Origin of the sequence: Demequina lignilytica (assembly GCF_030418305.1) — a bacterium.
GTDB classification, from domain to species: Bacteria; Actinomycetota; Actinomycetes; order Actinomycetales; family Demequinaceae; genus Demequina; species Demequina lignilytica.
The window spans coordinates 1-22,280 of the sequence record NZ_JAUHPX010000004.1 but is presented as its reverse complement, the minus strand read 5'-3'; the positions used below and the strand labels follow the sequence as shown (position 1 = coordinate 22,280).

24 protein-coding genes are annotated in these 22,280 nt (G+C 72.0%); 19 read left to right on the top strand and 5 right to left on the bottom strand.

Translation table 11 applies throughout. The features are described from left to right. Nucleotides 1-29: 29 nt before the first annotated feature. The gene (locus tag QQX10_RS07365) at nucleotides 30-1,475 is read left to right on the top strand and encodes a helix-turn-helix transcriptional regulator (RefSeq protein WP_301118896.1); all 1,446 of its coding nucleotides are present in this window, start codon (nucleotides 30-32) and stop codon (nucleotides 1,473-1,475) included. 1 nt (nucleotide 1,476) lies between these two features. Here the strand turns inward: QQX10_RS07365 and QQX10_RS07360 are convergent, their stop codons facing one another. Together QQX10_RS07360 and QQX10_RS07355 are read right to left on the bottom strand one after the other, a co-directional pair. Further along, on the bottom strand, nucleotides 1,477-2,076 hold the full coding sequence (locus QQX10_RS07360; protein WP_301118897.1) for a hypothetical protein: 600 nt from the start codon (nucleotides 2,074-2,076) through the stop codon (nucleotides 1,477-1,479). Nucleotides 2,077-2,128: 52 nt separating this feature from the next. Next, nucleotides 2,129-2,656, bottom strand: a complete 528-nt coding sequence (locus QQX10_RS07355; protein ID WP_301118898.1) for a CGNR zinc finger domain-containing protein — start codon at nucleotides 2,654-2,656, stop codon at nucleotides 2,129-2,131. 38 nt (nucleotides 2,657-2,694) lie between these two features. Here QQX10_RS07355 and QQX10_RS07350 point away from each other — a divergent pair, with 38 nt between their 5' ends. The 8 genes from QQX10_RS07350 to QQX10_RS07315 all read left to right on the top strand — a co-directional run bounded on the left by QQX10_RS07350 (nucleotide 2,695) and on the right by QQX10_RS07315 (nucleotide 11,190). Beyond that, nucleotides 2,695-3,789 (top strand): EamA family transporter, encoded by a 1,095-nt coding sequence (locus QQX10_RS07350; RefSeq protein WP_301118899.1) that lies wholly within the window; start codon nucleotides 2,695-2,697, stop codon nucleotides 3,787-3,789. 54 nt (nucleotides 3,790-3,843) lie between these two features. Then, on the top strand, nucleotides 3,844-5,745 hold the full coding sequence (typA, locus tag QQX10_RS07345; RefSeq protein ID WP_301118900.1) for a translational GTPase TypA: 1,902 nt from the start codon (nucleotides 3,844-3,846) through the stop codon (nucleotides 5,743-5,745). Nucleotides 5,746-5,768: 23 nt separating this feature from the next. Beyond that, on the top strand, nucleotides 5,769-6,128 hold the full coding sequence (locus QQX10_RS07340) for a hypothetical protein (protein ID WP_301118901.1): 360 nt from the start codon (nucleotides 5,769-5,771) through the stop codon (nucleotides 6,126-6,128). Beyond that, nucleotides 6,125-7,957 carry a VanW family protein gene (locus tag QQX10_RS07335; RefSeq protein WP_301118902.1) on the top strand — a complete coding sequence of 611 codons (1,833 nt, stop codon included), beginning with the start codon at nucleotides 6,125-6,127 and terminating at the stop codon, nucleotides 7,955-7,957. The genes QQX10_RS07340 and QQX10_RS07335 overlap by 4 nt, the downstream gene beginning before the upstream one ends. 104 nt (nucleotides 7,958-8,061) lie before the next feature. Further along, on the top strand, nucleotides 8,062-8,382 hold the full coding sequence (gene fdxA / locus QQX10_RS07330) for a ferredoxin (protein WP_301118903.1): 321 nt from the start codon (nucleotides 8,062-8,064) through the stop codon (nucleotides 8,380-8,382). An 8-nt stretch (nucleotides 8,383-8,390) separates the two neighbouring features. Continuing rightward, on the top strand, nucleotides 8,391-9,500 hold the full coding sequence (gene dapC / locus QQX10_RS07325; protein WP_301118904.1) for a succinyldiaminopimelate transaminase: 1,110 nt from the start codon (nucleotides 8,391-8,393) through the stop codon (nucleotides 9,498-9,500). A gap of 48 nt (nucleotides 9,501-9,548) precedes the next feature. Continuing rightward, nucleotides 9,549-10,838, top strand: a complete 1,290-nt coding sequence (locus tag QQX10_RS07320; protein WP_301118905.1) for a citrate synthase — start codon at nucleotides 9,549-9,551, stop codon at nucleotides 10,836-10,838. 64 nt (nucleotides 10,839-10,902) lie between these two features. Further along, entirely contained in the window at nucleotides 10,903-11,190 is a 288-nt protein-coding gene (locus QQX10_RS07315) for a 2TM domain-containing protein (RefSeq protein WP_301118906.1), read from the top strand. A 6-nt stretch (nucleotides 11,191-11,196) separates the two neighbouring features. On the opposite strand, the gene QQX10_RS07310 is transcribed toward QQX10_RS07315, so the two are convergent. Then, nucleotides 11,197-12,069: a hypothetical protein gene (locus QQX10_RS07310; protein ID WP_301118907.1), complete on the bottom strand. Its 873-nt coding sequence runs from the start codon at nucleotides 12,067-12,069 to the stop codon at nucleotides 11,197-11,199. 1 nt (nucleotide 12,070) lies between these two features. Continuing rightward, nucleotides 12,071-13,018: a 2,3,4,5-tetrahydropyridine-2,6-dicarboxylate N-succinyltransferase gene (gene dapD, locus QQX10_RS07305; protein WP_301118908.1), complete on the bottom strand. Its 948-nt coding sequence runs from the start codon at nucleotides 13,016-13,018 to the stop codon at nucleotides 12,071-12,073. Nucleotides 13,019-13,207: 189 nt separating this feature from the next. Here dapD and dapE point away from each other — a divergent pair, with 189 nt between their 5' ends. The 3 genes from dapE to QQX10_RS07290 all read left to right on the top strand — a co-directional run bounded on the left by dapE (nucleotide 13,208) and on the right by QQX10_RS07290 (nucleotide 15,318). Continuing rightward, a complete protein-coding gene (gene dapE / locus QQX10_RS07300) occupies nucleotides 13,208-14,299 on the top strand; it encodes a succinyl-diaminopimelate desuccinylase (protein ID WP_301118909.1) in 1,092 nt (363 codons plus the stop codon). Between the two features lie 22 nt (nucleotides 14,300-14,321). Further along, on the top strand, nucleotides 14,322-15,050 hold the full coding sequence (locus QQX10_RS07295) for an LOG family protein (protein ID WP_301118910.1): 729 nt from the start codon (nucleotides 14,322-14,324) through the stop codon (nucleotides 15,048-15,050). 100 nt (nucleotides 15,051-15,150) lie between these two features. Beyond that, a complete protein-coding gene (locus QQX10_RS07290) occupies nucleotides 15,151-15,318 on the top strand; it encodes a DUF3117 domain-containing protein (protein ID WP_082092235.1) in 168 nt (55 codons plus the stop codon). 9 nt (nucleotides 15,319-15,327) lie between these two features. Here QQX10_RS07290 and QQX10_RS07285 read toward each other — a convergent pair whose 3' ends face one another. Beyond that, entirely contained in the window at nucleotides 15,328-15,957 is a 630-nt protein-coding gene (locus tag QQX10_RS07285) for an O-methyltransferase (protein ID WP_301118911.1), read from the bottom strand. A 110-nt stretch (nucleotides 15,958-16,067) separates the two neighbouring features. Between QQX10_RS07285 and sigE the strand changes: the two genes are divergently transcribed. From sigE to QQX10_RS07250, 7 genes are all read left to right on the top strand, one after another. Beyond that, nucleotides 16,068-16,658 carry an RNA polymerase sigma factor SigE gene (sigE, locus tag QQX10_RS07280; protein WP_436968564.1) on the top strand — a complete coding sequence of 197 codons (591 nt, stop codon included), beginning with the start codon at nucleotides 16,068-16,070 and terminating at the stop codon, nucleotides 16,656-16,658. Further along, a complete protein-coding gene (locus QQX10_RS07275) occupies nucleotides 16,655-17,497 on the top strand; it encodes a zf-HC2 domain-containing protein (protein ID WP_301118913.1) in 843 nt (280 codons plus the stop codon). Before sigE ends, QQX10_RS07275 begins: the two co-directional genes overlap by 4 nt. 17 nt (nucleotides 17,498-17,514) lie before the next feature. Continuing rightward, nucleotides 17,515-19,077: a S1C family serine protease gene (locus QQX10_RS07270; protein ID WP_301118914.1), complete on the top strand. Its 1,563-nt coding sequence runs from the start codon at nucleotides 17,515-17,517 to the stop codon at nucleotides 19,075-19,077. Nucleotides 19,078-19,082: 5 nt separating this feature from the next. After that, a complete protein-coding gene (locus tag QQX10_RS07265) occupies nucleotides 19,083-19,415 on the top strand; it encodes a Sec-independent protein translocase subunit TatA/TatB (RefSeq protein WP_301118915.1) in 333 nt (110 codons plus the stop codon). Nucleotides 19,416-19,489: 74 nt separating this feature from the next. Then, nucleotides 19,490-20,497: a tryptophan--tRNA ligase gene (gene trpS, locus QQX10_RS07260; RefSeq protein WP_301118916.1), complete on the top strand. Its 1,008-nt coding sequence runs from the start codon at nucleotides 19,490-19,492 to the stop codon at nucleotides 20,495-20,497. A gap of 8 nt (nucleotides 20,498-20,505) precedes the next feature. After that, on the top strand, nucleotides 20,506-21,531 hold the full coding sequence (locus QQX10_RS07255; protein WP_301118917.1) for a YihY/virulence factor BrkB family protein: 1,026 nt from the start codon (nucleotides 20,506-20,508) through the stop codon (nucleotides 21,529-21,531). A gap of 86 nt (nucleotides 21,532-21,617) precedes the next feature. Next, nucleotides 21,618-22,247 (top strand): hypothetical protein, encoded by a 630-nt coding sequence (locus QQX10_RS07250; protein ID WP_301118918.1) that lies wholly within the window; start codon nucleotides 21,618-21,620, stop codon nucleotides 22,245-22,247. Nucleotides 22,248-22,280: the final 33 nt, after the last annotated feature.

Sequence of the window (22,280 nt, the reverse complement as noted above, 5' to 3'; positions counted from 1 at the left end):
TGGCCGATCTTTCGCTAGTGTCAAGATTCATGGCCGATCTTCCGACGCTGGGGCGCCGCATCCGTCACTTCAGGACCGCCGCCGGGCTGACCCTCGAGGAGCTGGGCGCGCGGATCGACGTCGCACCGAGCCAGCTCTCGCTGATCGAGAACGCGCGGCGGGAGCCGCGGCTCACCCTGCTGACGGACCTCGCGCGCGCCGTCGGCGTCACGGTCGCCGACCTGCTCGACGAGTCCCCGCCCGACGAGCGCTCGGCGCTCGAGATCGACCTCGAGCGCGCGCAGTCGCGCGCGGCGTACCGCGAGCTCGGCCTCCCGACGGTGCGCCCCTCGAAGGGCATGGCGGACGACGTGCTGCGCGCGCTGGTCGGCCTGCACGGCGAGCTCGACCGGCGCGCGCGGCTCGCGATCGCCACCCCCGAGGAGGCGCGCCGCGCGAACACGCGGCAGCGGCGCGCGATGCAGGCGGTGGACAGCCACCTGCCCGAGATCGAGGCCCTCGCGAGCAGGGACGTCGAGGCCGTCGGTCACCGCGGCGGCGCCCTTACCCACCGCACCGTCAGCCTCATGGCGGAGCGGATGGGGCTCGACCTGGTCCACGTGGGCGACCTGCCGCACTCGGCCCGCTGCGTGCTCGACCTGGAGAACGGCCGGATCTACCTCCCGCCGGCGTCGATCCCCGGCGGCCACGGGCTGCGGTCGCTGGCGCTGCAGTCGATGGCCCACCTGGTGCTCGGCCACGGCGAGCCGACGGACTACGCCGACTTCCTGCGCCAGCGTCAGGAGGCCTCGTACTACGCGGCCGCGTGCCTCATGCCGCTCGGGCCGACGATCGCGTTCCTCGAAGAGGCCAAGCAGGAGCGGAACATCGCCATCGAGGATCTGCGCGACGCGTTCGGCGTCACGCATGAGGCGGCCGCGCTGCGGTTCACCAACCTCGCCACGTCGCGCCTCGGGATCCCGGTGCACTTCCTCCGCGTCGACGGGGACGGCTCGGTGATGCGCGCGTACGAGAACGACGGGCTGCCGCTGCCCGTCGACGCGACCGGCTCGACCGAGGGCCAGCTGGTGTGCCGCCACTGGAGCGCGCGCAACGCGTTCTCACGGTCGACCCGCACCACGGAGTACTACCAGTACACGGACACTCCCAAGGGCACGTTCTTCGAGGCGACCCAGACCGGCCAGGGCGACTCGGACGAGTTCTCGATCACCGTGGGCGTGCCCTACCAGGAGTCCAAGTGGTTCCGCGGGCGCGAGACCGGGCACCGCGCATCGTCCCGCTGCCCGGACCTCACCTGCTGCCGCCGCCCCGAGCCGGGCGCGGTCGAGCGCTGGCACGGGCGCGCGTGGGCCAGCGCGCGGGTCCACGCGCACATCTTCTCCCCGCTGCCGCAGGGGACCTATCCCGGGATCGACGACCGCGAGCTGTACGACTTCCTCGAGTCGCACTCGCCGGGCACGCCGGCGGACGGCTAGCTCAGAGCAGCAGCCCCCAGGCCGCCGCGGCGAGGCCGCCGATCGCGAGGCCGAGGCCCACGGGGTCGATGCGGCGCAGCACGGACGGACCCTCGCCGGCGGGGTCGCCCGACGGGTGCGCCGCCCTCCAGGCGTCCCAGCGGGCCCTGATCATGGCGGAGGCGTCCCCCGACGGGGTCCCGGTCGCGTCGCCGGCGCGCCCGGCGAGGGGCGGCACGCCCGACTCCGACTCGCGCGCCACCTGCTTCTCGATCCGTCGCGACTGGGCTGCTCCGGGCGCGGGGGCGGCGAACGCGCCCGCCTTGCGGCCGTCGTCTCCTCGCACCTCGAGGCTCCAGCGGGTGTCGAGGCCCTCGAGCCGGGAGAACGGCACGGTGGCGACCTGGGTGATGTTGTGGATCTCGACGCGGTCGTCGGTCACCGCGACGTGCGGCCGCAGGAACGCCGCGAGGCCGAGCGCGATCATCCCCGCGCCCACGCCGAGCCCGCCCTGCGCGTTCCCCAGCCCCGCGGCGATGACGTGCCACACGGCGATCACGGCACCCGTGCCGACCGCCGTCCAGCCCCAGATCTGCGAGGAACGGGCGCGATAGGTCTGCATGGGCTCCATGGTCCCATGCCGCCGGGGTCGCCCCTCCGGACGGTGGCGTCCCTCAGTCCTGGCGTGCGCGGAACGCGGCCTGGGCCGCGCGGTTGGTGCACGTCACGGTGCAGTACTTGCGCGAGCGGTTGCGCGACAGGTCGAGCACCACGCCCTCGCAGTCCTCCATGGCGCACCGCGAGAACCGCTGCGTCTCGTGACCGCGGATCACGTCGATCATCGCCATCGCCGTCTCGACCAGGATCCGGGCGTGGAACGGGCCCTGCTCGTCCGTCGCGTGGATGTGCCAGTCGATGTCGCCGTGGCGCACCAGCCGCGGCACGGCGTGCTGCTCCGCGAGGATCCGGTTGACCAGCGGCACGGCCTGGTCCCGCGATGCGAGGAACAGCTCGCGCAGCGGGGTGCGGATCGCGCGGACGGGCTCGAGGTCGGCGGCGGTCGGGCGCCTGCCGGTGTACTCGAAGCGCTCGAAGAACTCGAGCAGGTCGTCGAGCGTCGTGAGCGTGTCCGGCTCGAGCTCGGAGTTCGACAGGAACACGCCCGACTCCAGCGCCTCCGCGGTGTCATTGGCGAACGTCATTTTGACACATTACCAAACGACATCTAGTGTCATCTGTCATGACTGCTTTGACTCATGACGTCGCGCGGGGCCGCCTCGGGCAGGGCCTCGTCTTCGCGCTCGTGTCCGCGGCGTCCTTCGGTGCCTCCGGCTCGCTCGCGCGAGGCCTGCTCGACGCCGGCTGGTCGGCGGGCGCCGCCACGCTGATCCGCGTCGCGATCGCGGCCGTCGCGCTCGCGGTCCCCGCGGTGCTGGCCATGCGGGGGCGGTGGCATCTGCTGCGCTCGACGTGGCCCACGATCGTCGCGTACGGCGTGTTCGCCGTCGCGGGCTGCCAGCTCTTCTACTTCATGGCGGTCGGCCACCTGGACGTCGGCGTCGCGCTGCTCATCGAGTACATGGCGCCGGTGGTGGTCATCGGCTGGATGTGGGTCACGCAGGGCAGCCGCCCGGGCGCGCTCACGCTCGGCGGCGCGCTCCTCGCCATGGCCGGCATGGTGCTGCTGCTCGACCTGATCGGCGGCGCCGGCGCCGTCGACCTGGTGGGCGTCGGTTGGGCGATGCTCGCGATGGTGGGCGCCTCGGTCTACTTCGTCATCGGCGGCGACACGTCGACGGGTCTGCCGCCGGTGATGCTGGCGTGGGGCGGGCTCGTGGTCGCGAGCATCGTCCTGGCGGTCGCCGCCGTGACCGGCCTGGTGCCCTTCGCGGCGGTGCTCGGCGCGGTCCAGCTGCTGCCCCTCGCGGTGCCGTGGTGGGTCGCGGCCGGCGTCCTCGGGGTGGTCACCGCGGCGATCGCCTACGTCGCGGGCATCGCCGCGACGCGGCGCCTCGGCGCGCGGCTCGGGTCCTTCGTGTCGCTCACCGAGGTCATCGCGGCGGCTACGTTCGCCTGGCTCCTGCTCGGGCAGGCACCGGCGCCGATCCAGTTCGCGGGCGCCGCGCTGATCCTCGGTGGGGTCATCCTGGTGAAGCTGGGCGAGCCCGCCGCGGAGACCACCGCGATCACGCCGCAGCAGGTGCCGGACGCGATGCCCGACGCGATCCCGGCCGCGGTGCTCGCGGAGGTTGCCGCCGGGGAAGGGATCGAGGCCGATCGCCCCGTCGCGGGCGCCGAGCCCGCGGGCATCGCCGCCGACGCCTCGCGCCGGTAGAATGTCCCCCGGTCCACGTCGGACCGGAATCCCAGACACGAAACGAGTTCCCGCATGCCCCTGCGCTCCGACCTGCGCAACGTCGCGATCGTCGCCCACGTCGACCACGGCAAGACCACCCTCGTCGACGCCATGCTCGTCCAGGGCGGCGCCTACGGCGACCACGCCCATGTCGAGGACCGTGCGATGGACTCCGGCGACCTCGAGCGCGAGAAGGGCATCACGATCCTCGCGAAGAACACCGCGATCCGGTACACCGGCGAGGCCGCCGGTCCCGAGGGCGTCACCATCAACGTGATCGACACCCCGGGCCACGCGGACTTCGGCGGCGAGGTCGAGCGCGGCCTGTCGATGGTCGACGGGGTGGTGCTGCTCGTGGACGCGTCCGAGGGCCCGCTGCCGCAGACCCGGTTCGTGCTCCGCAAGGCGCTCGCGGCCAAGCTGCCCGTCATCATCGTCGTGAACAAGGTGGACCGCCCCGACTCCCGCATCGACGAGGTGGTCGAGGAGACGCACGACCTGCTCCTGGGTCTCGCCTCCGACCTCGAGGACGAGGTCCCGGACCTCGACGTCGACGCGCTGCTCGAGGTGCCCGTCGTCTACGCCTCCGCGAAGGCCGGCATCGCCTCGCTCGCCCAGCCCGCGGACGGCACGCTCCCGGACGGCGACTCCGTCGAGCCCCTGTTCAAGGTGATCATGGAGCGCATCCCCGCGCCCTCCTTCGACGAGGGCGCGCCGCTCCAGGCGCACGTCACCAACCTGGACGCCTCGCCGTTCCTCGGCCGCCTCGCGCTGCTGCGCGTCTACAACGGCGAGATCCGCAAGGGCCAGCAGGTCGCGTGGGCACGCAAGGACGGCTCCATCAAGCAGGTGAAGATCACGGAGCTGCTCGAGACCAAGGGCCTCGACCGCGTGCCGGCCGAGTCCGCCAAGGCGGGCGACATCGTCGCCGTCGCCGGCATCGAGGAGATCACCATCGGCGAGACCCTCACGGACCTCGAGGACCCCCGTCCGCTGCCGCTGATCCAGGTCGACGACCCGGCGATCTCGATGACCATCGGCATCAACACCTCGCCGCTGGCCGGCCGCGTCAAGGGCGCCAAGGTCACCGCCCGCCAGGTGAAGGACCGCCTCGAGAAGGAGCTGATCGGCAACGTCTCGATCCGCGTGCTGCCGACCGAGCGCCCCGACTCGTGGGAGGTCCAGGGCCGCGGCGAGCTCGCGCTCGCGATCCTGGTGGAGCAGATGCGCCGCGAGGGCTACGAGCTCACGGTCGGCAAGCCGCAGGTGGTCACCCGCGAGGTCGACGGCAAGCTGCACGAGCCCATGGAGCACATGACCATCGACGTGCCGGAGGAGCACCTCGGCGCCGTGACGCAGCTGCTCGCCTCGCGCAAGGGCCGCATGGAGTCGATGTCGAACCACGGCACCGGCTGGGTCCGCATGGAGTTCATCGTCCCCGCGCGCGGCCTCATCGGCTTCCGCAGCCAGTTCCTCACCGACACCCGCGGCACGGGGATCGCCTCGTCCATCGCGCACGGCTACGAGCCGTGGGCGGGTCTGATCGAGTACCGCACCAACGGCTCGCTCGTCGCGGACCGCGCCGGCGCGGTCACCTCGAACGCGCTCATGGCCCTCCAGGACCGCGGCACCTTCTTCGTCGGTCCCACCGAGGACACCTACGAGGGCATGGTGATCGGCGAGAACTCGCGCAACGAGGACATGGACGTCAACATCACCAAGGAGAAGAAGCTCAACAACATCCGCTCGTCCACGGCGGAGGAGCTCGAGCGCCTGGCCCCGCCGCGCCGCCTCACGCTCGAGGAGTCCCTCGAGTTCGCCCGCGAGGACGAGTGCGTCGAGGTGACGCCGGAGAAGGTCCGCATCCGCAAGGTGATCCTCGACGGCACCGAGCGGGCTCGCGCGGCCTCGCGCGCCAAGCGCCAGAACGCCTGACCCCCGCCCCTACCATGGGCTCCATGGCTCGCATCATCGGCTCGTACGTCGTGATCGCCCTGCTCGGTGCCATCGTGGCGCTCGTGGGAGGCGGCGCGCATCGCTCGTACGGCTGGGTCGGGCTGACGCTCTGCGTGCTGCTCGTGGGGGTGGCGAGCGTGTTCGCCCGCACGTGGCGAGGCTTCGCCGGGCTGGGCGTGCTGGCGGGCGCCTGGATGCTGGTCACGGTGCCTCTCGCGGGCGAGGGTCCCGGCGGGTCGGCGCTGATCGCGGTCGACGCGCTCGGCCTGGGCTGGGTGATCGGCGGGTCGGTCGCTGTCGTGGTCGCGGCCTTCCTCCCGCGGTCGCTGCTCCTCGGACGTGACGAGGCAGTCCGCGCATGACGCGGGGCGAGGGGGGCGACCGCGACACCGAGGTCGAGCCGTACCTGCAGGAGTCGCCCGAGGACGATGCCGTCGACGTGGAGGCTCGCGCGTCGCGGGACGATGCGGGCGTCGGGCACGACGATCCCGCCGAGGACCAGGCGCCGGTCGACGAGGACGGGCCGCCCGCCGCGTCAGGCCACTGGGGTCGCTGGGTCGCGTTCGGCCTGCTCGTGATGGTCGCGGGCGCATACGTGGTGGCGGCCTTCTACGCCTCCGCGCGAGTGCCCGACGGCACACGGGTGCTGGGCGTCGACATCGGCGGGCTCCAGCGCGCCGCCGCGGTCGCGGCGCTCGAGCCCGCCTTCGCCGAGGTGCAGGACGCGCCGGTGACGCTGACGATCGACGAGCGCGGCACGCTCATCGACCCGACCGAGGCGGGCCTGAGCGCGGACGCCGCCGCCACGGTCGACTCCCTGCTGTCCTTCAGCCTGTCGCCCATGCGCATCATGCGGGCGTTCAGCGGCGCCGAGGTCGACGTCGATCCCGTCACCGGCGTCGACCGCGACGCGCTGGTCGCGGCCGTCGACGCGGTCGCCGACAACCTCGTGGCGGAGCCTCAGGACGCGGTCGTCACCGTCTCCTCCACCGGCGCCGCGGTCACGCCGGGTGTCGACGGCGAGGGAGTCGACACCGAGGCGAGCGCGGACATCGTGGCGGAGGCGTGGCCCGTCGACGCCGTCGAGGTGGTCGCCGCGCCGCTCGAGCCCGCCGTCACCACAGCCGAGGCGGAGGGCTTCGCCGCCGACCTCAACGCGACCACGCTGGCCGCCGACGTGCTCATGTCGGGCGAGAACGGCGACGCGACCGTCACGTCGGAGCAGATGGTGGAGAACGCGACGGTGGTCGCGGAGGAAGGCGAGCTGCGGCTCGTCATCGACGGCGCGCCCATCGCGGCCGAGCTCGAGCGCGCGGACCCCGCGCTCGTGAGCGACCCCAGCGCCGCCTCCTTCAGCTTCACGTCGGACCACCAGCTGACGGTGGTCGACTCGACCACCGGGCGCGCGATCGACCCCGACGCCCTGGGCGAGGCTGTCGTCGCCGCCGCGACGTCCGCCGACCGGGTCGGCACGCTGCCGTACCGCGACACGGAGGCCACCGTCACGAGCGACGACCTGGGGGTCGACGACTTCAAGGAGATCGTCTCGACCTTCAGCACCCCGGTCCCGTACGACCCGATCCGGACCAAGAACCTCGCGCGCGGCGCGGAGCTGATCACGGGAACCGTGGTGAAGCCGGGGGAGCGCTTCGACCTCACCGAGGTGCTGTCCCCGATCAACGGGGAGAACGGCTTCTACCAGGCGGGCGTGATCGTCAACGGCATCCACACCGAGGGCTACGGCGGAGGCCTGTCGCAGGTCTCCACCACCGCGTACAACGCCGGCTACTTCGCGGGCATGGACGACATCGCGCATCGTCCCCATTCCGTGTACTTCCAGCGCTACCCGGCGGGGCGGGAGAGCACCCTGTTCATCGGCTCGATCAACATGGTCTTCGAGAACTCGACCCCCTACTCGCTGGTGATGAGCGCGTACATCGAGGACGCCAAGCTCACCGTCGAGATCTGGTCGACGCCGTACTACACGGTGAAGACGTCCGCGTCGGCGCGCACCAATGTCACGCCCATCACGACCGTCGAGCTGGACGATCCGGACTGCGAGGCCTACCCCGGAGGCGAGGACGGCTTCACCATCACCAACACGCGCGAGCGCTACGTCGACGGCGAGCTCGTGGACAGGAAGAGCCTCACCTGGACGTACCGTCCGGACAACGCCGTGAAGTGCGTCTAGCGGGGACGATGCCGGTACCGTGCGGGGTATCGGGGCGTCTGGTGGCGGCGGTCGCGGCTGTATGATGACCGCATCCTGATGACCCCGAGGATGGAGGAGGCGCCGTGACCTACGTCATCGCTCTGCCGTGTGTCGACGTCAAGGACAAGGCGTGCATCGACGAGTGTCCGGTCGACTGCATCTACGAGGGTGAGCGGATGCTCTACATCCACCCGGACGAGTGCGTCGACTGCGGCGCCTGCGAGCCGGTGTGCCCCGTCGAGGCCATCTACTACGAGGACGACGTGCCGGACAAGTGGTCCGAGTACTACAACGCGAACGTCGAGTTCTTCTCGGAGATCGGCTCGCCCGGCGGCGCCGCCAAGATGGGCCTGATCGAGCACGATCACGACCTCATCAAGTCGCTCCCCGCGCAGAACGGCTGACCGGCCCGATGGGGCTGCGCCCGGGTTCCCTGCCGGACTTCCCGTGGGACTCGCTGGCGCCGTACCGCGCCCGCGCCGCCGCGCATCCCGACGGGCTCGTCGACCTCTCGGTCGGCACCCCGGTCGACCCCACCCCCGCGATCGTGCGCGAGGCGCTCGCGGCCGCCGCGGACGCGCCGGGCTACCCCACCACGCACGGCACGGCCGCGCTGCGCGAGGCGGTGGCCGCGTGGTTCGCGCGGCGTCGCCACGCCCCCGGCGTCGACCCGGCGGCGGTGCTCCCGACCGTGGGCTCCAAGGAGCTCGTGGCGATGCTCCCCGCGTACCTCGGCCTCGGCGAGGGCGACGTGGTGGTGCACCCGCGCGCCGCCTACCCGACGTACGACGTGGGCGCGCGGCTCGCCGGCGCGACGCCGTTGGCGACCGACGACGTCGACGACTGGCGCGGCGACACCTCGGTGCGGCTCGTGTGGGTGAACTCGCCGTCCAACCCGACCGGCGCTGTGGCCGGCGCCTCGCACCTCGCCGAGGTGGTCGCCGCCGCGCGCGAGATCGGCGCGCTGGTCGCCTCCGACGAGTGCTACGCGGAGCTCGCGTGGACCTCCGACCCGGTGCCCTCGATCCTCGACCCCGCCGTCTGCGGCTCGTCGCACGAGGGCGTGCTGGCGGTCTACTCGCTGTCGAAGCAGTCGAACCTCGCGGGATACCGCGCCGCCTTCGCGGCCGGCGATCCCGCGGTGGTGACCGCGCTGCTCGAGGTGCGCAAGCACGCCGGCATGATCATGCCGGCGCCCGTGCAGGCGGCCATGACCGTGGCCCTGGGCGACGACGCGCACGTCGCCGAGCAGAAGGAGCGCTACCGGCGCCGGCGCGACCTGCTGAAGCCCGCGGTCGAGGCGGCCGGCTTCCGCGTGGACCATTCGACGGCAGGCCTGTACCTGTGGGCCACCCGCGACGAGGATTGCTGGCAGACCCTGGACTTCCTGGCGGAACACGGCATACTGGCGGCTCCGGGTGCCTTCTACGGCGAGGCCGCGAGGCGGCACGTCCGCATCGCGCTCACCGCCAGTGATTCGGGAGTCGCCTCCGCTTCTAGTAGGCTCGCAAACGATCGGTAAACCGACGCTCAAGAACGGCGATCGGGTGCGTTTTTCGAAGGGGAGAATATGGCACACGTGGTAGACGCAAGGCTCACTGTCGACGGCAGCACGCGCGAGCTTCCCATCGAGCGCGCGACCGTGGGCAACGACGGCGTCTCCGTGGCCACCCTCCTCCGCGACACCGGGCTGGTGACCGTCGACCCGGGCTTCATGAACACCGCCTCGTGCGAGTCCTCGATCACGTACATCGACGGCGACGCCGGCATCCTCCGCTACCGCGGCTACCCGATCGAGCAGCTCGCCGAGAACTCGACGTTCCTCGAGGTCGCCTACCTGCTCATCCACGGCGAGCTGCCGACCCAGGACCAGCTGACGGCTCTCAACAACCGCGTCGCGCGCCACATGCACGTCCACGAGGGCATCAAGACCTTCCTCGGGGCCTTCCCGCGCGACGCCCACCCGATGGCCGTGCTGTCGGGCGCGATCAGCGCGCTGAGCACGTTCTACCCGGAGTCCGTCGGTCGCAGCCCCGAGCAGATCGAGCTCGCGACGGTCCTGCTGCTCGCGAAGTCGGCGACCGTGATCGCCTACCTCCAGCGCCGCGCCGGCGGCGGGGACCTCATCGAGCCGCGCCGCGGCGGCCACTACGTCGACGAGTTCATGCGCATCGCCTTCTCCCCGGAGTCGGGCGAGATCGAGATCGACCCCGCGGTGCGCCGCGCCGTCGACCTGCTGCTGATCCTGCACGGCGACCATGAGCAGAACTGCTCGACCTCGACCGTGCGCATCGTCGGCTCGTCGCACGCCAACATCTACGCCTCGGTCGCGGCCGGCGTCGGCGCGCTCTCGGGCCCACTCCATGGCGGCGCGAACGAGGCGGCGCTGCGCATGTTCGACCAGATCAAGGAGTCGGGCGACACCATCGAGCAGTTCGTGGCCAAGGTCAAGGACAAGGCCGAGGGCGCCCGCCTCATGGGCTTCGGCCACCGCGTCTACAAGTCCTACGACCCGCGCGGCGCCGTGGTGAAGAAGACCGCGGACAAGCTGCTGACCCAGCTCGGCGGCTCCGACGAGACGTTCCAGATGGCGCAGCGGCTCGAGGAGATCGCGCTGTCCGACGACTACTTCATCGAGCGCAAGCTCTACCCGAACGTGGACTTCTACACGGGCCTGCTGTACTCGGCGATGGGGTTCCCGACGGCGATGTTCACCCCGCTGTTCGCCCTGGGCCGGATGCCCGGCTGGATCGCCCACTACCGCGAGATGCTCAACGACCCGCGCACCAAGATCGGCCGCCCGCGCCAGATCTACACGGGCGAGGTCGAGCGCGACTACGTGAGCCTCGAGGACCGCTGACCTGCACGTCGCGCCGTCCCGTGTCACTGTGGAGGGGAGTCCCCTCCGACGCGAGGAGCGTGACATGGACGTCGATGACGCTGCTCTCCGGCGCGAGGCGAAGCGCCGGGTGGAGGCCCGCAACGGCTTCTACTGGTTCCTGGTCGTGTGCGTGGTCCTGTGGGCCATGTTCATCCTCATCTGGTGGATGAACGGGCGCGGCTACTTCTGGCCGGCCTGGCCCATCCTCGGCATGGGCATCGGTCTCGCCTTCTCCGCGGCCGCCGCGTTCCTGCCGGGCGCGGGCCGTCCCAGCGAGGAGCGGATCGAGCGCGAGTACCGCAAGATGAAGGGCGAGCTGGGCGGGTCCTGACGCGCCTCAGCCGGGCGGCGTCTCCAGCGTGAGCCGGATCGCCGCTCCGATCGCGCCCGCCGGGGCGTCCACCGGCCCGAGACCGTCCGCCGCGGTCCATCCCTCGCCGCCGACGGAGACGGCGGCCACGGACTCCTCCGCCGCCACCGCGACGGCCCAGGACGCGAGGGCGTCCCGTGCCGCCGCATCGTCCACCGTGGGCGCGACGTCGAGCCAGACGTCGTCGTCGGTCGCGTCGAGCACCCGCACCGCGTAGACGTCCTCGCCGAAGTCGGCGTCGATGCGGTCGGCGAAGTCCTGAGGCGTGGTGCCGTCGCCCTCGCCGACGTCGCAGGTGACGGAGACGCCGCCGGTCTGGCCGCGGAGCGCCGACGCCCACATCCGGCCGAGCGTCTCCCAGCGCGCGTAGGCGTCGGGGAAGGCCGACCGCTGGACGCGCTGGGCGGCGACCGTGACCTCCATGTCCTGCCAGCCGTCGACGCGCACCAGCGAGTCGAGGAACCTGCCGGTGGCGTAGTACGGGTCCTGCACCTCGGCCTCGGTGCCCCAGCCCTGCGAGGGCCGCTGCTGGAACAGGCCGAGCGAGTCGCGGTCGCCGTAGTCGAGGTTGCGCAGCGAGGACTCCTGCATCGCGGTCGCGAGGGCGATCGTGGTCGCGCGCGCGGGCAGGTCGCGCCCCTCGGAGACCGCGGCGATCAGCGCGGCGTAGCCGGCCTGCTCGGCGGTCAGGGTCGAGGTCGACTCGCCGAGCACCGCGCTGCAGCGGAAGGTCGGCGGCTCCGCGGGCCGCTGCTCGGACCAGAGGTAGAGGCCTGCCGCGGCGCCCCCCGCGGCCGCGACCAGCACCCCGAACGCCGCCGCGGTACGACCGCGGGACACGTCAGTTCGCGTGCAGCGCGGCGTTGAGCTCGACGCCCTTGCCCTGGCGCTGCACCGCCTCGAGCGCGCCCGAGACGGAGTTGCGGCGGAACAGGATGCCGTCCTGGCCGGCGAGCTCGCGCGCCTTGACGTAGCGCGGGTTCCCGTCGTCGTCGGTCTGGCCCACGAGGAGCACCTTGGAGCCGGCGGTCACGTAGAGCCCGGCCTCGACGATGCAGTCGTCGCCCAGCGGGATGCCGAGACCCGAGTTGGCGCCCAGCAGCGAGTTCCGGCCGATCGAGATGATCTCCTTGCCGCCGCCCGACAGGGTGCCCATGATCGAGGCGCCGCCGCCGACGTCGGAACCGTCGCCCACGACCACGCCGGCCGAGATGCGGCCCTCGACCATCGAGTGGCCGAGCGTGCCGGCGTTGAAGTTACAGAAGCCCTCGTGCATGACGGTGGTGCCCTCCGCGAGGTGCGCGCCCAGGCGCACGCGGTCGGAGTCCGCGATGCGCACGCCCGACGGGACCACGTAGTCGACCATGCGCGGGAACTTGTCGACGCCGTAGACGGTCAGCTGCTTCCCGAACGCGCGGTAGCGCAGGCGGACCTGCTCGAAGCCCTCGATGGCGCAGGGGCCGTCGGAGGTCCACACGACGTTGGTCAGGGCACCGAACACGCCGTCGAGGTTGAGCCCGTGAGGCTGGACCAGGCGGTGGCTGAGCAGGTGGAGGCGGAGGTAGGCGTCCTCGACCGAGGCGGGCGCCTCGTCCAGGTCGATCACGGTCTTCACCAGCCGGATCTGGACGTCGCGGAGGTCGTCGGTGCGCTCGGCCGCCTTGAGCTGGGCGGGCGCCGTCGCGCGGGCCTTCGGTTCGCCGAGGGCGGGGGAGGGGTACCAGGTGTCGAGCACCGTCCCGTTGTTGTCGATGGTCGCGAGGCCGAATCCGAAGGCGGGTCGAGTCATGGCCACCAGGGTAGTTCAGCCCGCCCGGCCGTGTTTCCGATCACTGCGCACGGATCTCGGGGCGACACGCCGCGGTGGGAGCGGTCTCCGACGGCGACACGCCGTCGACCCGGGACGGACTCCGTGCGGAGTGTCCGGCGGGGGTGGGTCGAGGCGGGGAGGGGACGATGCCCTGATTAGGCTGGCACCATGACGCACCTGGACCTGAGCGCCCCCGTCGAGGAGCTGGCCAAGGCGCTCGTCGACATCCCCTCCGTCTCCGGCAACGAGGACCGCATCGCGGATGCGGTCGAGGAGGCGCTGCGCGGCTGCGCGCACCTCGAGGTGATCCGCGAGGGCAACGCGATCGTCGCGCGGACGGCGCTCGGCCGGGCCGAGCGCGTCGCGATCGCCGGTCACCTCGACACCGTCCCCATCAAGGGCAACGTCCCCGGCTGGTGGACCGAGGACGGCGAGCTCGCAGGGCGCGGCTCCGTCGACATGAAGGCGGGGGTGGCCGTGCAGCTGTCCCTGGCCGCGGCGGTCGCCGCGCCGTCCCGCGACATCACGTGGATCTTCTACGACCAGGAGGAGGTCGAGGCCGACCGCAACGGCCTGGGCCGCCTGGTGCGCGAGCGCCCCGAGCTGGTCGAGGCGGACTTCGCGGTGCTGTGCGAGCCCACGGAGGGCGTGATCGAGGGCGGCTGCAACGGGACGATGCGCGCGGAGGTCCGCATCAACGGCCGTGCCGCGCACTCCGCCCGCGCGTGGAAGGGCGTCAACGCCGTGCACCGCGCCGCCCCCCTGCTCTCGGCGCTCGCCGCGCGTCCCGCCGAGGCTTTCGTGGTCGACGGGCTCGAGTACCGGGAGGGCCTCAGCGCCGTGCGCATCGCGGGCGGGATCGCGGGCAACGTGATCCCGGACGCGTGCGTGGTGACGGTGAACTACCGCTTCGCCCCGTGCTGGACGCTCGGCGAGGCGCAGGCGCGCCTCGAGGAGTTCGTCGCCTCCAGCGGCCTCGACGACTACGAGCTGGTCTACACCGACCTGTCGGGCCCGGCCCGGCCCGGCCTCGACGCCGCGCTCGCCGCCTCGTTCGTCGAGTCCGTCGCCTCGACCGGGGTCGCGGCGCCCCGGGCGAAGCAGGGCTGGACCGACGTGGCGCGCTTCGGCGAGCTCGGTGTGCCCGCCGTCAACTACGGCCCCGGAGACCCCGAGCTCGCGCACGCCGACGACGAACGCTGCCCGGCCGATCAGATCCGGCTGTGCCGCGCGGGCCTGGAGGCCTGGCTCACCGCGTGACCCGACCCCGACAAGGAGCGACATGAAGGAGTACCGCAAGGGACCCGTGCTGCTGCGCGGCCGCAACGTCCCCACCACCTCCACCGCGGGCCACCTGCTCGACTCGCAGCGGGACATCGACTGGCTGCACGGCGACCCGTGGCGGGTGATGCGCATCCAGTCCGAGTTCGTCGAGGGCTTCGGCGCGCTCGCGGAGATCGGCAACGCGATCACGGTGTACGGCTCGGCGAGGTCCGCGCCGGACTCGCCCGAGTACCGCGCCGGCGTCGAGGTCGGACGCCTGCTGGTCGAGGCCGGCTACGCGGTCATCACCGGGGGAGGCCCGGGCTGCATGGAGGCCGCGAACAAGGGCGCCGCGGATGCCGGCGGCATCTCCGTGGGCCTGGGCATCGAGCTGCCGTTCGAGCAGGGTGTCAACGAGTACGTCAACCTCGGCATCAACTTCCGCTACTTCTTCGCCCGCAAGACCATGTTCGTGAAGTACGCCCAGGGCTTCATCGCGCTGCCCGGCGGCTTCGGGACGCTCGACGAGCTGTTCGAGTCGCTGACGCTGGTGCAGACCAGGACGGTGCAACGCTTCCCGATCGTGCTGCTCGGCAGCGACTACTGGGGCGGGCTGGTCGGATGGCTGCGCGACACGATGGCGGCGGAGGGCAAGATCTCCGAGGCCGACCTCGACCTCATCCGGGTCACCGACGACCCGCTCGAGGCCGTCGAGCACGTCGTCTCCCTCACCCGCGACAACCCCTGACGTTCTCGTCACGGCGATTTTGGGCACGCTCCCGGCGCGGCGTAGAATTGCACAAGCGTCGCGAGGGGCGGCGCACTTTCCACGCGAGGAGACCCACACGATGGCTGCAATGAAGCCCCGCACCGGTGACGGCCCCATGGAGGTCGTGAAGGAGGGCCGCAGCTACGTGATGCGGGTCCCGCTCGAGGGCGGCGGTCGTCTCGTGGTCGAGATCACGGCGGACGAGGTCAAGGAGCTCGGCGACGCGCTCCACGGCGCCCTCCAGTAGTCGGGCGCCTCAGCCCTTCACGGCGGCCAGCAGGCCGTCGCCTGCGGTGAGCAGGGCGGTGGTGAGCCGCTCGTCCTCCCGCACCGTGCGCAGCGTCTCGCGCACCGCCGTCGTGTCCTGGTCGCGCTGCGCGGGGTCCGCGACGCGGCCGTGCCACAGCGCGTTGTCCATGAGCAGCAGCCCGCCCGGCTTGAGCAGCCGCATCGCGTGCTCGAGGTACGCGGGGTACTCGGACTTCCGGGCGTCGATGAAGACGATGTCGTAGCCGGCGTCCGTCAGGCGCGGCAGCACGTCGAGAGCGCGGCCGGTGATCAGCCGCGCCCGCTCGGGTGCGAATCCCGCGGCCGTGAGGGTCCGTCGCGCCGCCTTGTGGTGCTCCGGCTCGACGTCGATGCTCGTCACGACCCCGGTGGGGGCCATGCCTCGCAGCAGGTAGGTGGTCGACACCGCGGCCCCGGTGCCGATCTCGACCGCCGTCGCCGCCCGCATCGTCCGGGCGAGGACCTGCATCGCCCGCCCGGCGCCGGGGAGCACGGGCGCGCAGCCCAGCTCGTCGGCGACGTCGCGCGCCTCGAGGAGCACGCGGTCCTCCGCGATGAAGTCCTCCGCGTACGCCCAGTTCGCTGCCTCGATGCTCATCGGACCTCCCGTTCCGGGACCAGCGTATCGGGGGTCTCAGGCAACTCTCAGGAGGCGGTGGGAACATGGAAGGGCGTCGACCCGTTGAGCGAGACAAGAGGAGGGCTCAGATGACCGGAACGGAAGCGATCGAGGTCGCCGAGATCGCCCCTGCCGCCGCGCCCGAGCTGACCTGGGAGAGCATCGTCGAGCAGCACTCCGGGCGGGTCTACCGCCTGGCGTACCACCTGACGGGAAACCAGCACGATGCCGAGGACCTCACGCAGGACGTGTTCGTCCGCGTCTTCAACTCGCTGTCGCAGTACAAGCCCGGCACGTTCGAGGGCTGGTTGCACCGCATCACCACCAACCTGTTCCTCGACCGCATGCGCCGCAAGAAGCGCATCCGCTTCGACTTCATGGCCGACGACGACGCGACCGTCGCGACGTCGGACAGCTTCGACCGTCACGAGCGCTCCGGCCAGCCCGAGGACGCCTTCGACATGTCGAACCTGGGCGATGACATCATCGCGGCGCTCGCCGACCTGCCGCCCGAGTACCGCGCGGCCGTGGTCCTGAGCGACATCGAGGGCCTGTCGTACGAGGAGATCGCCGCCACGCTCGGCATCAAGATGGGCACGGTGCGCTCGCGCCTCTCGCGCGCCCGCGCCCGGCTGCGCGAGTCGCTCGCCCACCGCGCCCCCGCGAGGAGCGCCGTGTGACGGCCAAGCACCTGGGCGAGCGAGTCCACGACCTGCTCGACAACAGGCTCCCCGCCGCTGCGGCGGCGGAGGCGATGGCGCACCTCTCGGGGTGCGAGGAGTGCACCACCCGCTGGAACGAGCTGCGTACCGCCCGTGAGGCGCTGAACTCCTCCGAGTGCGGGATCGACATGGCGTTCGCGCGGCAGCTGCTGGACCGCGAGCGGATGCAGCAGATGGCGCAGCAGGAGCCGGCCGGCGCCGCGCGTGCCGCCCGCGGTCGTGACCGCCGGCCCGTCGTGCTGACCATGTCCCTCGCGATGCTGCTCGTCGCGGTGCTCGGCGCCGCGTACGTGGCCGGTGCACCGCAGGACGTGACGACCGAGCTCTCCGCCTCGTCCGAGGACGGATCGGTCAGCGTCACCCAGGTCGACCGGGCGACGATGCTCTCCGGCGACGGCGTCGACGGCTGGCTCCAGCCCGAGTGGGAGGACTCGGGCCTCGTCCCCGTGGGCGGGGGCGAGAAGGTGACGGAGTCCGGCATCACCTACTTCGCGGCCGCGCTCCTGGCCGGCTCCACCAGCGTCCAGGTGGTCGAGTTCGCGGGTCGTCTCAACCCCGCCTCCGTCGTCGGCGCGCCGGTGCTGGAGCTGGACGGCATCGACGCCTACGTGATCGGATCCACCCCCACTCGCATCGTATGGCAGGCGGGCGAGCATGTGGTGTTCCTGACGTGCCACTGCACCGAGGGGACCCTGCAGGAGGTCGCGATCGCGTTCCCCCAGGACGGCGAGCCCGGTGCCGCCGACCAGATCATGTCCGGCCTGGGCGTCTTCGTCGACGCCCTCACCGGCAAGTAGCCCCAAGGGAAGTAGAGATGAACGACAGCCCCTTCGCGCCTCCGCGCGGAACGAACGGCTCCGGCGAGGAGTCTGCCACCCCCGCCGAGACCCCTCGCGACGGCCTCGAGAAGACGGTCGAGCTCGACCGGGAGGCGCGTGCGCAGGCATCCGCGCCCGCGACCAACGCCACCGTCGAGCTCCCGCCGAGCCCCTCCTACCCGCCGGCGGAGCCCGTCATGGCCGTTCCCTCGGCGCCGGCCGCGGCGGCGACCCCCGCGCCCGCCCCGCATCGTCCCGACTTCTCCGCGTGGAGCACTCCTGCGGCGCCCGCATCGGACCCCTTCCTCCCGCCGACCGAGCCCCCGGCCGGCTCCGCCCAGGCGGCGGCCGCGCCCCAGCCGGGCCGGCTCCGCCGCTCCACCGTCGCGCTGATCGCCGCGGGTGCCCTGGTGCTCGGCGGCGCCGCCGGGTTCGGCGGTGCCTGGGCCTACCAGGAGACCCTCGGTGGCGCGGCCGCGACCACCACGTCGGCGGGCACGGCCTCGACGCTCCCGACGTCGTCGAGCTCGACCATCTCCAGCACCGACGAGAACACGGTGGCCGCGATCGCCGCGGCGGTGATGCCGTCGGTCGTGTCGATCGAGATGCTCGAGAACGGCCAGGTCGCGTCCGAGGGCTCCGGCTTCGTCATCCGCGAGGACGGCTACATCCTGACCAACAACCACGTGGTCGCGGACGCCGCGAGCGGCGCCACGGTCAACGTGGTGATGAGCGACGGCACCGAGCACACCGCCACGGTGGTGGGCTCGACGGCCGACTACGACCTCGCCGTCATCAAGATCGACCTGACCGGCCTGACCCCGCTCGTGCTCGGCGACTCCGACGCGCTCGTGGTCGGTGACGACGTCATCGCGGTCGGCTCCCCGCTGGGCCTCGAGTCCACGGTCACCACCGGCATCGTCTCGGCGCTGCACCGCCCCGTCACGGCCGGCGACACGAGCTCGAGCGCGTACATCGACGCGATCCAGACCGATGCCGCGATCAACCCGGGCAACTCGGGCGGCCCGTTGATCAACTCCGCCGGCGAGGTCATCGGCATCAACTCCGCGATCGCGTCCCTGTCCAGCTCGAGCACCGAGCAGGCGGGCTCCGTGGGCCTCGGGTTCGCGATCCCGTCCAACCAGGCGCGCCGCACCGCGGAGGAGATCATCGCGACCGGTGAGGCGACGTACCCGGTGATCGGCGTGCAGCTCGACTCGCGCTACACGGGCGAGGGCGTCATGGTGGTCGACTCCGCGGACTCGGCGAACGCCGTGGTCGCCGGCGGTCCCGCCGACCTCGCGGGCATCGAGCCCGGCGACATCATCACCGCGATCGACGGCCGCGTGGTCACCCGCGGCGACGAGCTCGTGGTGGCCATCCGCGCGAAGGCGCCCGGCGACACCGTGGTGCTGACCGTCGAGCGCGACGGCTCGACACAGGACATCGCGGTCACCCTGACGGCCAACACGCAGGTGTCCTACGGCGACGACGACTCGGGCGGATCGTCCGACAGCTCGGAGGATTCTGGCGGATCTCTGCCCGACCCGTCAGAATAGGCCGCATGCTGGACATCAACGGCGGCGAGCTCCTCATCCTCGTCCTGGTCGCGATCGTCGTGATCGGGCCCGAGCGGATGCCGGAGTACGCGCGTCAGCTGCGGGAGTGGGTGCTGCGCGGCCGCGACCTGCTGCGCGACTCCAAGGCCTCGGTGAAGGCGGAGATCGGCGACGACGTCGACTGGTCGCAGCTCGACCCGCGCCAGTACGACCCCCGCCGGATCGTCCGCGACGCGCTGTCCGAGCCGTCGTCGCCCGCACCCCGGGCGGCGGCGGCTCCGCGCGCATCGTCCCCCGCGACGCCGGGCAAGGCGCCCTTCGACGCCGACGCGACCTGACGCGACCCGTCCTCCCGGACAGTCGGGTGGGGCAGGGGTGCGGGGGTCGTCCTGAGGTTTGGAACAATGGGCGCATGACCCGCGTGTTCTCGGCCATGCAGCCGACCTCCGACTCCCTCCAGCTCGGCAACTACCTGGGGGCGCTCGTCGAGTGGGTGAAGCTCCAGGAGACCCACGAGGCGATCTACTCGGTGGTGGACCTGCACGCCCTGACGGTCGCCCCGGACCGCGACGTGCTGACGCGGCGCACCCGCGTCACGGCGGCGCAGTTCCTCGCGGCGGGCGTGGACCCGGACCGGTCGCTCCTGTTCGTGCAGTCGCACGTGCCGCAGCACGCCGAGCTCGCCTGGGTGCTGTCGACCTTCACCGGCATGGGCGAGGCCGGCCGGATGACGCAGTTCAAGGACAAGTCCGCGCAGGTGGGGGAGTCGGGCACCAACGTGGGCCTGTTCACGTACCCCGTGCTGATGGCCGCCGACATCCTGCTGTACGACACCAACGTGGTCCCCGTGGGCGAGGACCAGCGCCAGCACCTCGAGCTGTCGCGCGACCTCGCGCAGCGGCTCAACACGCGGCTCGGCGAGGGCACCGTGGTGGTGCCGGAGCCGCACATCGTGAAGGCGACGGCGAAGATCTTCGACCTGCAGGAGCCCACCAAGAAGATGTCCAAGTCGTTCTCCGGGCCCAAGGGTCTCATCGAGATCCTCGACGACCCGAAGAAGGTCGCGAAGAACATCAAGGCCGCCGCGACGGACTCGGACACCGTGATCCGCTTCGATCCCGAGGGCAAGCCAGGTGTCTCGAACCTGCTCACCATCTACTCGGCGTTCTCGGGACGGGCCATCGATCAGATCGTCGCCGACTACGAGGGCAAGATGTACGGCCACCTCAAGGTCGACCTCGCCGAGATCGTGGTCGACTACCTGACGCCCATCCGTGACCGCGCCATGGAATGGATCGAGTCGCCCGAGCGGTTGGACGAGGTGCTGGCCCAGGGCGCGTCGAAGGCATCCGCCATCGCGCAGGTGACCCTGGACCGGATCTACGATCGACTGGGGCTGCTGCCGCCGCTCCATCGCTAAGGAGGGGCATGTCGGGCGAGGACACGGATCTCAAGGAGAGGGCCGGCGAGCTCGTCTCGCAGGGCAAGATGCTCAAGGGGCGCTGGGACCGGTCCTCCTGGGGGCGCGCCGCGACCCGCTTCACCACCCAGAACGGCATGGTGCTGTCCGCGGGGATCGCCTACTTCTCCCTGACCTCCGTCGCCGCCGGCCTGGTCATCGCGACCACCGTCGCGACCGTGTTCGTCGCGAGCAACCAGGAGCTGCGCACCTCGATGGTCGAGTACCTGGGCGAGGTGGTCCCGGGCCTGATCAAGACGGACGACACCGCCGGCTTGATCGACCCCGCCTCGCTCGGCTCGTCGACCGCCACGGGCGTGTCCGCCGGGCTCGTGGGAATCGTCTCCTTCCTCATCCTCATCAACACCGCCTCGCGCTACGTGCGCGGGCTCCGCACCAGCCTGAGGACGATGCTCGGGCAGGAGGTGTCCTCCCCGGTCAAGGGCAAGCTGCGCGACCTGCTCGCGCTGCTCCTGCTCGTCGTCATCGCGGTCGTCGGGCTCGCGATCCAGGTGGTCGCGTCCAACGCGGCCGAATGGTTCGCGTCGCTTGTCGGGCTGTCGGTGCCCACGTGGGGCATCCGCACCATCGGCGCCTTCGCGGCGCTGATCGCCGACATGCTGTTCGTCGCGCTCGCGATGATCCTGCTGGGCGGCGCGCGCTGGTCCAAGCGGCTCCTGTGGGTGGTGCTTGTCTCCGCGCTCGCGATCGGCATCCTGCGGCAGGCCATCAGCCTGCTGGTGGGCAGCGTCACGGACAACCCCGTGCTCGCGCCGTTCGCGGCGATCTTCACGCTCCTGATCTTCGTCGACTACGTGAACCGCGTGCTGCTGATGTGCGCCGCCTGGCTGGGCGCGCACCATCGCGACGCCAGCACCGGGCGAGTCGTGGCGGGCGACGCCGGCGCGGCCCCGCCCGAGGTGCGCGAGGGCACGCCCGCCGACAGCCCGGTGACCACCGCCCGGTCGACCGTGCGCGACCAGGACAGGCCCTGACGGGGCCGAGCCGCTAGCCTCGCCTCAGGACCCGCGTACCTGGGGGGTGCGTCCCGCACCGCGCGACGGGTCGGCTGGAGGCCGCGATGGCGCTGTCACGACCCGTCATGATCGGTGCCGCCGTCGCGGTGCTCGCCGCGGGCGCGATCGGCACGGTCGCGGTGATCGCCGCGACCCTGCCGACGGAGCCGGTGAGCCGGACCGTCGACGCCTCGGGGACCGCCGAGCTCCCCGGCGGCGCCTGCGTCGACTGGACGCTCCAGGGCACCCTCACGGGAGAGCAGAGCGACATCCCGGCCTGGATGCTGTGGGAGGCCGCGGCGGGCGGGGCGGAGGTCGACGCGGCGCTGAGCGACCCGCAGCTGCTGCTCGACGTGCACGAGGTGTGCGGAGAGGCCGGCGGGACCGCGTCGACCCAGGCCGAGCTCGCGTGGACCGTGTCGCGCTCGTGTGAGGACGCGCTGGCGACCGACGAGTCGGGGACGGTGAGCTGCGCCGGGGACGCGCGGCGGCTGATCGCCTCGGGGCATGCGTCGAGCGACGACGGCGGGGGAGCGATCGGCCAGATCGGGTCGTCGATCCGCGGCGAGGACCTGCCGATCGGGGTGCTCGCCGCCGGCGAGGGCGATCTCTGCTTCGACCTGTTCGTCGCGCTGACCCTCTACCGCGACACGGGCTCGGACACCGTGACGTTCACGGCGACGCCCTGCGCCTAGCAGCGCCGCGACGCCGAAGGGGCGGGCCGGTGG